Annotated in this window: 7 protein-coding genes; 5 read left to right on the top strand and 2 right to left on the bottom strand. The window is 59.3% G+C overall.

The window, feature by feature from the left end:
- Positions 1 to 161: 161 nt before the first annotated feature.
- Together acuI and acuR are read right to left on the bottom strand one after the other, a co-directional pair.
- Positions 162 to 1,145: an acrylyl-CoA reductase (NADPH) gene (acuI, locus tag KDX30_RS23470; RefSeq protein WP_231677627.1), complete on the bottom strand. Its 984-nt coding sequence runs from the start codon at positions 1,143 to 1,145 to the stop codon at positions 162 to 164.
- A 46-nt stretch (positions 1,146 to 1,191) separates the two neighbouring features.
- A complete protein-coding gene (gene acuR / locus KDX30_RS23465; RefSeq protein WP_231677626.1) occupies positions 1,192 to 1,824 on the bottom strand; it encodes an acrylate utilization transcriptional regulator AcuR in 633 nt (210 codons plus the stop codon).
- Positions 1,825 to 1,961: 137 nt separating this feature from the next.
- Here acuR and KDX30_RS23460 point away from each other — a divergent pair, with 137 nt between their 5' ends.
- The 5 genes from KDX30_RS23460 (at position 1,962) to KDX30_RS23440 (ending at position 6,802) form a co-directional block, all read left to right on the top strand.
- Positions 1,962 to 3,038 carry an NAD(P)H-dependent flavin oxidoreductase gene (locus KDX30_RS23460; RefSeq protein ID WP_231677625.1) on the top strand — a complete coding sequence of 359 codons (1,077 nt, stop codon included), beginning with the start codon at positions 1,962 to 1,964 and terminating at the stop codon, positions 3,036 to 3,038.
- A gap of 164 nt (positions 3,039 to 3,202) precedes the next feature.
- Complete coding sequence (gene modA, locus KDX30_RS23455) at positions 3,203 to 3,907, top strand: molybdate ABC transporter substrate-binding protein (protein WP_231667487.1); 705 nt, start codon at positions 3,203 to 3,205, stop codon at positions 3,905 to 3,907.
- Position 3,908: 1 nt separating this feature from the next.
- A complete protein-coding gene (modB, locus tag KDX30_RS23450) occupies positions 3,909 to 4,589 on the top strand; it encodes a molybdate ABC transporter permease subunit (RefSeq protein WP_231667467.1) in 681 nt (226 codons plus the stop codon).
- A 3-nt stretch (positions 4,590 to 4,592) separates the two neighbouring features.
- Complete coding sequence (gene modC / locus KDX30_RS23445) at positions 4,593 to 5,681, top strand: molybdenum ABC transporter ATP-binding protein (RefSeq protein ID WP_231667469.1); 1,089 nt, start codon at positions 4,593 to 4,595, stop codon at positions 5,679 to 5,681.
- Positions 5,682 to 5,749: 68 nt separating this feature from the next.
- Positions 5,750 to 6,802, top strand: coding sequence for a DNA topoisomerase IB (locus tag KDX30_RS23440; protein WP_027898562.1), 1,053 nt, complete (start codon positions 5,750 to 5,752; stop codon positions 6,800 to 6,802).
- The last annotated feature ends 40 nt before the right edge of the window (positions 6,803 to 6,842 follow it).

Below are 6,842 nucleotides of genomic sequence, written 5' to 3'. Positions count from 1 at the left end.
CCTCTCTGCCCCCCACCCCCCCGCCCCCGGCGCCTGTGCGCTGGCTGCCTCTCGCGTTACCCCCTTTCAAAAAACCCCGCCTGGCCTGACGCTATCGCGAGCAAGCTCACTCCTACAGGGGATCATATTTGCTGAACGACAGCGCTGTGTCAGCATGCCCCCTACCGATTCACATCCACCACCACCCTGCCCCTGACCTCACCCGCCAGTAACTTCGGCGCAATATTGATCACCTCGCTCAAGCCGATTTCACGACTGATCAGTGGCAGCAACGATAGATCCAGGTCGGTCGCCAGCCTCTCCCACGCGGCGATCCGGTCAGCGCGGGGCCTTGTGACGCTGTCGATGCCCGCAAGGGTAATGCCGCGCAGAATGAATGGCGCCACAGACGCCGGAAAGTCCATGCCTTGGGCCAGCCCGCACGCAGCGACGGTGCCGCGATAGCGCGTGGCGGCGCAGATATTGGCAAGGGTGTGGCTGCCGATCGAATCAATGGCGCCTGCCCAACGCTCCTTGCTCAACGGACGACCCGGCCCGGACAGGGTCTTGCGATCAATCACCTCAGCCGCACCCAATTGTTCAAGGTAAGCGGTTTCGTTCAAACGCCCGGTGGATGCCACCACCCGATATCCCAGTCGGGACAGGATCGCCACCGCAAAGCTGCCCACGCCGCCGTTGGCCCCGGTGACCAGCACATCACCCTTGTCAGGGGTTACGCCGTTACTCTCCAGCGCCATCACTGCGAGCATTGCCGTGTAACCGGCGGTGCCGATGGCCATGGCTTGTGCAGCACTGAACGTGTCGGGCAGTTTGATCAGCCATTTGCCCTGCAAGCGGGCTTTCTGCGCCAGCCCGCCCCAATGCCCTTCACCGACTCCCCAGCCGTTGAGCACCACCTGGTCGCCCACCGCAAAATCAGGGTCACTGCTGGCAGTGACGGTGCCAGCCAGATCGACACCCGGCACCATCGGAAAACTGCGCACAATTGGCCCATCACCGGTAATTGCCAGCCCGTCTTTGTAATTGAGCGTGCTGTAGGCGACGTCCACTGTCACGTCGCCTTCGGGCAGCGAATCCTCGCTCAACTCAGCCAGCCTTGAACGATAGCCGTTGTCGTCTTTTTCGATGAGGATGCCTTTGAACATGGGTGCCTCCAATTTAGACCGATCGTCTTTTAATAGCCAAAAAGGTTCATTGCGGTAGCCCGCGCAGAAACCCCGTGATGAAGGTGTTGAGTGGCGCATCGCTGGCAACCAGACGCGCCCGCAACACCGCACCTTCCCAACCAATCCAGAAGAACGCCGCCAGCTCGTCGCAGTCAGCACCGCGAGCCAGTTCGCCATGGGCTTGAGCAGCCCGGAAACACGCGCTCAAGCGCGCTTGCCAGTCGAGAAAGATGCCTTCCAGGATGTCCCGGAAGCCTTCCGGCAACAGACAGACTTCCTGCCCCAGGTTGCCCACCAGACAGCCGCGGCGATAATCATGACGCGCCATACCGGTCTTGGCGTTTTGCACGAAGCCGACCAGTCGCTCAAGTGGAGTCAAGGTTTCATCCAGCAGCCAGCGATCAAGCCTTTGCGAGAAGTAACCGGCGTAGTTGTTCAGCACCGCATGGCCGAAGGCTTCTTTGCTGGGAAAGTAGTGATAGAACGAGCCCTTGGGCACGCCAACCCGCTTGAGGATGTAGTCGATGCCAGTGGCCGTGAAGCCCTGTTCGGTGAGCACTTCGGTGCCGCAGCGAATCAGCGCTTCACGGGTCTCGAAGTTCTCTCTGTCGACCTTGGGCGGGCGGCCTGGACGGCGTTTCAATTCAGGTGCATTCATGAGGCGCAATATTAGACCGATCGTCTTTTATGTCAATGCGCTTACCCCGGTGGTTGCCAAACGCCCCGCGCCGACGCTCAATAGCGCCTCGAATAGCTATTCAAAAAGCCCTTCAACCACATCGCATGGAGCCGTCTATGATCGCCTGGCCTGATTCCCGTATCCTCGACCTGTTTGGCATTCAACTGCCGATTCTTCTTGGGCCCATGGCGGGTGCTGGCGGTTCGGCACTAGCCATTGCGGTAGGCAACGCGGGCGGCCTGGCCTCCCTTGCCTGTGCGATGCTGGGCCCGCAGCAGATTCGCGATGAAGTGGCCCTCATCCGTCAGCACAGCACTGCCCCGCTGAACCTCAATTTCTTCTGCCACCAGCCACCGCAGGATGACCCGCAAAGCCACGTACGCTGGAAGGAAGCGCTGCAGCCTTACTACCAGGAGCTCGGCGCAGATTATGACGCACCGACACCTGTCTCCAGCCGAGCGCCTTTCGATGGTGTCAGTTGTGAGCTGGTCGAAGCATTGAAACCTGAAGTGGTCAGTTTTCACTTCGGCCTGCCCGAAACCGCCTTGCTTTTGCGGGTCAAGGCCACCGGAGCCAAGGTCATTGCGTGCGCCACCACTGTCGCAGAAGCCGTCTGGCTGGAGACCCAAGGCTGCGACGCAATCATTGCCATGGGCTACGAGGCTGGCGGGCACCGCGGGATGTTCCTCAGCACTGAATTGGACACACAGGTGGGGACCATGGCCCTGGTACCGCAGATCGTCGATGCGGTCAGCGTGCCGGTGATTGCCGCCGGGGGAATCGCTGACGGGCGAGGGATCGCCGCCGCCTTCATGTTGGGCGCATCAGCGGTACAGGTGGGTACTGCCTATCTGTTTTGCGCGGAAGCCAAGGTCAGCAAGCCTCACTATCGGGCGCTGCGGACCGCTGACGAAAGCCAGACCGCGCTGACCAATATTTTTACCGGCCGCCCGGCCCGGGGCATTGTCAATCGGATCATGTCGGAGCTGGGCCCGATGAGCCCTTTGGCACCGGCCTTTCCTCTGGCCGGAGGCGCTCTGATGCCGTTGCGAGCGATTGCTGAACCGCAGGGCAATGGCGATTTCATGAATCTCTGGGCTGGCCAGGCGGTCGGGATCAAGCATGAGCAGAGTGCAGAAGATCTGACCCGCACGATTGCCAATCAGGCGCTGCAAAAACTGACCCGTTTATAAACTTAGCTTCCATGGGGTCTGGCCTCGCTATATACTCCCCTATATAGCGAACGCCCGACATTGAGGTCGTTCGGATACCGACTACGCCATGGAGCTGTTCAATGCGCACGTTTCACAAAAGCCTCGCCTTCAAATCCCTGACGGGTGTCATTGCCGCACTGGCGATGGGCTCCGCCTTCGCTGACGAAGTCCAGGTCGCAGTTGCCGCAAACTTCACCGCGCCGATTCAGGCCATCGCCAAGGATTTCGAGGCTGACACCGGACATAAGCTGGTGGCGTCATTCGGCTCCACCGGCCAGATCTACACCCAGATCAAGAACGGCGCGCCGTTCGAAGTGTTCCTCTCCGCCGACGACAGCACCCCGGCCAAGCTGGAAAACGAGGGCGATATCGTCAAAGGCTCACGCTTCACCTACGCCGTTGGCACCCTTGCCTTGTGGTCCGCGAAGGAAGGCTACGTGGACGCCAAAGGCGACGTCCTCAAGAAAAATCAATACCAGCATCTGTCCATCGCCAACCCGAAAGCCGCGCCTTACGGCCTCGCTGCTACCCAGGTACTGGCCAAGCTGGGCCTGACTGATGCAACCAAACCGAAAATCGTTGAAGGCCAAAGCATCACTCAGGCCTATCAATTCGTTTCCACGGGCAATGCCGAGCTGGGTTTCGTGGCGCTGTCGCAGATCTACAAAGACGGTAAAGTGACCGGCGGTTCCGCGTGGATCGTACCGGCCGAGATGCACGATCCGATCAAACAGGACGCTGTGATCCTCAACAAAGGCAAAGACAACGCCGCTGCCAAGTCGCTGATTGAATACCTCAAAGGTCCTAAAGCGGCTGCCGTGATCAAGTCCTTCGGATACCAACTGTAAAATGCCGCTCGACAGTACCGACTATGCTGCAATCTGGTTGACCCTGAAACTGGCGTCCCTGACCACCTTGATTCTTCTGGTCATCGGCACGCCCATCGCCCTGTGGCTGGCACACACTCGCTCATGGCTCAAAGGCCCTGTCGGCGCCATTGTCGCCCTGCCTCTGGTGTTGCCGCCGACGGTGATCGGGTTTTACCTGCTGTTGCTGCTCGGCCCCAACGGTACTGTCGGTCAGTTGACTCAAAGTCTGGGCCTGGGAACGCTGACGTTCAGCTTTCCTGGTCTGGTCATCGGTTCGGTGCTGTACTCCATGCCCTTCGTTGTGCAGCCGCTGCACAACGCTTTTGCTGCCATCGGCACGCGTCCACTTGAAGTGGCCGCAACCTTGCGAGCCAATCCCTGGGACACCTTCTTCAGCGTGGTATTGCCCTTGGCAAAACCCGGTTTTATTACCGGTGCGATTCTTGGCTTCGCGCATACCGTGGGTGAATTTGGCGTGGTACTGATGATCGGCGGCAATATCCCCGAGAAAACCCGCGTCGTGTCAGTGCAGATTTTCGATCACGTAGAGTCCATGGAGTATCTGCAAGCCCACTGGCTCGCTGGCTCAATGGTGGTGTTCTCATTCCTGGTTCTTCTGGCGCTCTATTCCAGCGGCAAGACCAAAACGGCCTGGGGCTGATTCATGAGTTCAGAGATTCAGGTCCGTCTGCAGGTGAAGTATCCGCAATTCAGCGTGGACGTCGATCTGGTTTTACCTGGCCGCGGCGTGACAGCGCTTTACGGGCACTCGGGTTCCGGCAAGACCACCTGCCTGCGTTGTATCGCAGGCTTGGAAAAACCTGAACAGGGTTTTATCCAGATCAACGACGAGGTCTGGCAGGACACGGCCAAAGGTCTGTTCGTCCCGCCACACAAACGCGCCCTGGGCTATGTCTTTCAGGAAGCCAGCCTGTTCCCGCATTTGTCCGTGCGCGGCAATCTGGAGTTTGGCCTGCGGCGCATTCCCGCCGATCAGCGTCATGTGGATCTGCAGCATGCGACGCAGTTGCTGGGTATCGAGCACTTGCTCGAACGACGCCCCGACAAACTTTCCGGCGGTGAGCGGCAACGGATCGGTATTGCCCGGGCGCTGCTGACCAGCCCGCGCCTGCTGCTGCTCGATGAGCCGTTGGCAGCCTTGGACAGCAAGCGCAAAAGCGAAATCCTGCCTTATCTGGAACGCCTGCACGATGAGCTGGACATTCCCATGCTCTACGTCAGCCATTCTCAGGACGAAGTGGCGCGGCTGGCTGATCATCTGGTGCTGATGAGCGACGGCAAGGCGTTGGCCAGCGGCCCGATTGGTGAAACCCTGGCGCGGCTGGATCTGCCCATGGCCATGGGCGACGACGCGGGCGTAGTGATTGAAGGCACGGTGATTGCCCACAATGCCGAGTATCAATTACTCAGCGTCGCCCTGCCCCACAGCGACCTGCAAATGCGTCTTGCCCATACGCCACTGCCATCAGGTAAAGCGCTGCGCTTCAAGGTTCAAGCCCGGGACATCAGCCTCAGTCTGGAACCCGACCACCAAAGCAGCATTCTCAATCGCTTGCCGGTCACGGTTGTCAGCGAGATTCCCGCAGACAATGCCGCGCATGTGCTGGTCCGTCTCGACGCAGCCGGTACGCCGTTGCTGGCACGTATCACCCGTTATTCCCGCGATCAGTTGCAGCTCGTGCCGGGGCGACAGCTCTGGGCGCAGATCAAATCGGTAGCGGTGCTGGCCTGAGCGTAAATACTGGGCACCCTTTAGAAACAGCGCGGTCAATCCAATTACCTGCCCTGTGGATTGAACCCATGCCTGACTCGACCGTTATCGACCAACTGCCGCCGGACCTGCATTACGTTGAGGATACCCAGGCGGGTTTCAGCCGAAAGATCCTGCGGGGCAAGTTCGTTTACTTCGACAAAGACGGCCAACGGATTCGTGACGAAGCGGAAATCAAACGAATCAACGCACTGGTCATCCCCCCGGCTTATACCGATGTATGGATTTGTCCCGATCCGCGCGGGCACTTGCAGGCCACGGGTCGCGACGCGCGCGGACGCAAGCAATACCGCTATCACGCACGGTGGCGTGAAGTTCGCGATGAGAACAAATACTCACGCATGATCGAATTCGGTCTGGCCTTGCCCAAGGTCCGCAAGAAGATCGAAGCGCAGCTCGCCGAACCCGGGATTGGCCGGGACAAGGTCATGGCCACGGTTGTCTCGTTGCTTGATGCCACGCTGATCCGTATCGGTAACAGCCAGTACGCGCGGGATAACCGTTCCTACGGATTGACCACGCTGCGCAACAAACACGTCGAAGTACACGGCAACGACATCCTGTTCCAGTTTCGAGGCAAAAGCGGCGTCGAGCACCAGATCAATGTGACTGACCGACGCCTGGCCAAAGTCATCAAACGCTGCATGGAATTGCCCGGTCAGAACCTGTTCCAGTACCTGGATGACAATGGCGAGCGCCATACCGTGAGTTCTTCAGATATCAACGCGTACCTGCAAAAGCTCACGGGCTCGGATTTCACGGCGAAGGACTACCGAACCTGGGCAGGCAGCGCGCTGGCACTCGCCACTCTCCGCAAACTGCACTGGGAACCGGAGGCCGACGCAAAAAAACACATTGTCGATATGGTGAAGCAGGTCGCCAGGCAACTGGGCAATACCCCGGCGGTCTGCCGCAAGTGCTATATCCATCCCGCTGTACTGGAAGGCTTTTTGCTGGGAGAGCTTGCGCTGATACCGAAGTCCCGACAACGTAAAGGCTTGCGCCATGAAGAGGTAGCGCTGGCCATTTATCTCCAGAGCCTCGCGGAAAAAGTGCTGGCGGAGTCCTCAGGCAGCGCCTGACCCGTCAGTGCCTGCTGCCTCTCACGCTATTGAATGAACA

Origin of the sequence: Pseudomonas quasicaspiana, assembly GCF_021147825.1 — a bacterium.
Taxonomy (GTDB): domain Bacteria; phylum Pseudomonadota; class Gammaproteobacteria; order Pseudomonadales; family Pseudomonadaceae; genus Aquipseudomonas; species Aquipseudomonas quasicaspiana.
This window is presented reverse-complemented; position numbering and strand designations above follow the sequence as displayed.

Bases quoted from the DNA above. Each gene is read 5' to 3' on its own strand.
- KDX30_RS23460 (WP_231677625.1), top strand. From the start codon at position 1,962: ATGATCGCCTGGCCTGATTCCCGTATCCTCGACCTGTTTGGCATTCAA.
- modA (WP_231667487.1), top strand. From the start codon at position 3,203: ATGGGCTCCGCCTTCGCTGACGAAGTCCAGGTCGCAGTTGCCGCAAAC.
- acuI (WP_231677627.1), bottom strand. From the start codon at position 1,145: ATGTTCAAAGGCATCCTCATCGAAAAAGACGACAACGGCTATCGTTCA.
- acuR (WP_231677626.1), bottom strand. From the start codon at position 1,824: ATGAATGCACCTGAATTGAAACGCCGTCCAGGCCGCCCGCCCAAGGTC.
- KDX30_RS23440 (WP_027898562.1), top strand. From the start codon at position 5,750: ATGCCTGACTCGACCGTTATCGACCAACTGCCGCCGGACCTGCATTAC.
- modC (WP_231667469.1), top strand. From the start codon at position 4,593: ATGAGTTCAGAGATTCAGGTCCGTCTGCAGGTGAAGTATCCGCAATTC.
- modB (WP_231667467.1), top strand. From the start codon at position 3,909: ATGCCGCTCGACAGTACCGACTATGCTGCAATCTGGTTGACCCTGAAA.